1 rRNA gene is annotated in these 1,456 nt (G+C 56.7%); it reads right to left on the bottom strand.

Annotation, left to right across the window (positions count from 1 at the left end):
• Positions 1-19: 19 nt before the first annotated feature.
• A 16S ribosomal RNA gene (locus ACFVVC_RS22340) occupies positions 20-1,456 on the bottom strand; the annotation flags it as partial.

Genomic DNA, 1,456 nt, shown 5'->3' with positions numbered 1-1,456 from the left:
AGTTGTAGGTGCTCCTTAGAAAGGAGGTGATCCAGCCGCACCTTCCGGTACGGCTACCTTGTTACGACTTAGTCCCAATCGCCAGTCCCACCTTCGACAGCTCCCTCCCACAAGGGGTTAGGCCACCGGCTTCGGGTGTTACCAACTTTCGTGACTTGACGGGCGGTGTGTACAAGGCCCGGGAACGTATTCACCGCAGCGTTGCTGATCTGCGATTACTAGCGACTCCGACTTCATGGGGTCGAGTTGCAGACCCCAATCCGAACTGAGACCGGCTTTTTGGGATTAGCTCCACCTCACAGTATCGCAACCCTTTGTACCGGCCATTGTAGCATGCGTGAAGCCCAAGACATAAGGGGCATGATGATTTGACGTCGTCCCCACCTTCCTCCGAGTTGACCCCGGCAGTCTCCTATGAGTCCCCACCATCACGTGCTGGCAACATAGAACGAGGGTTGCGCTCGTTGCGGGACTTAACCCAACATCTCACGACACGAGCTGACGACAACCATGCACCACCTGTAAACCGACCACAAGTGGGGGACCTGTTTCCAGGCCTTTCCGGTTCATGTCAAGCCTTGGTAAGGTTCTTCGCGTTGCATCGAATTAATCCGCATGCTCCGCCGCTTGTGCGGGCCCCCGTCAATTCCTTTGAGTTTTAGCCTTGCGGCCGTACTCCCCAGGCGGGGCACTTAATGCGTTAGCTACGGCGCGGAAAACGTGGAATGTCCCCCACACCTAGTGCCCAACGTTTACGGCATGGACTACCAGGGTATCTAATCCTGTTCGCTCCCCATGCTTTCGCTCCTCAGCGTCAGTTAATGCCCAGAGACCTGCCTTCGCCATCGGTGTTCCTCCTGATATCTGCGCATTTCACCGCTACACCAGGAATTCCAGTCTCCCCTACATCACTCTAGTCTGCCCGTACCCACCGCAGATCCGGAGTTGAGCCCCGGACTTTCACGGCAGACGCGACAAACCGCCTACGAGCTCTTTACGCCCAATAATTCCGGATAACGCTTGCGCCCTACGTATTACCGCGGCTGCTGGCACGTAGTTAGCCGGCGCTTCTTCTGCAGGTACCGTCACTTTCGCTTCTTCCCTACTGAAAGAGGTTTACAACCCGAAGGCCGTCATCCCTCACGCGGCGTCGCTGCATCAGGCTTGCGCCCATTGTGCAATATTCCCCACTGCTGCCTCCCGTAGGAGTCTGGGCCGTGTCTCAGTCCCAGTGTGGCCGGTCACCCTCTCAGGCCGGCTACCCGTCGTCGCCTTGGTAGGCCATTACCCCACCAACAAGCTGATAGGCCGCGAGTCCATCCAAAACCACAAAAGCTTTCCACCAACCACCATGCGATGGAAGGTCATATCCGGTATTAGACCCAGTTTCCCAGGCTTATCCCAGAGTCAAGGGCAGGTTACTCACGTGTTACTCACCCGTTCGCCACTAATCCCC

The organism is Pseudarthrobacter sp. NPDC058196 (assembly GCF_042882685.1).
GTDB lineage: Bacteria > Actinomycetota > Actinomycetes > Actinomycetales > Micrococcaceae > Arthrobacter.
The sequence above is the reverse complement of the archived record's forward strand: the minus strand, read 5'-3'. Positions and strand labels throughout refer to the sequence as shown.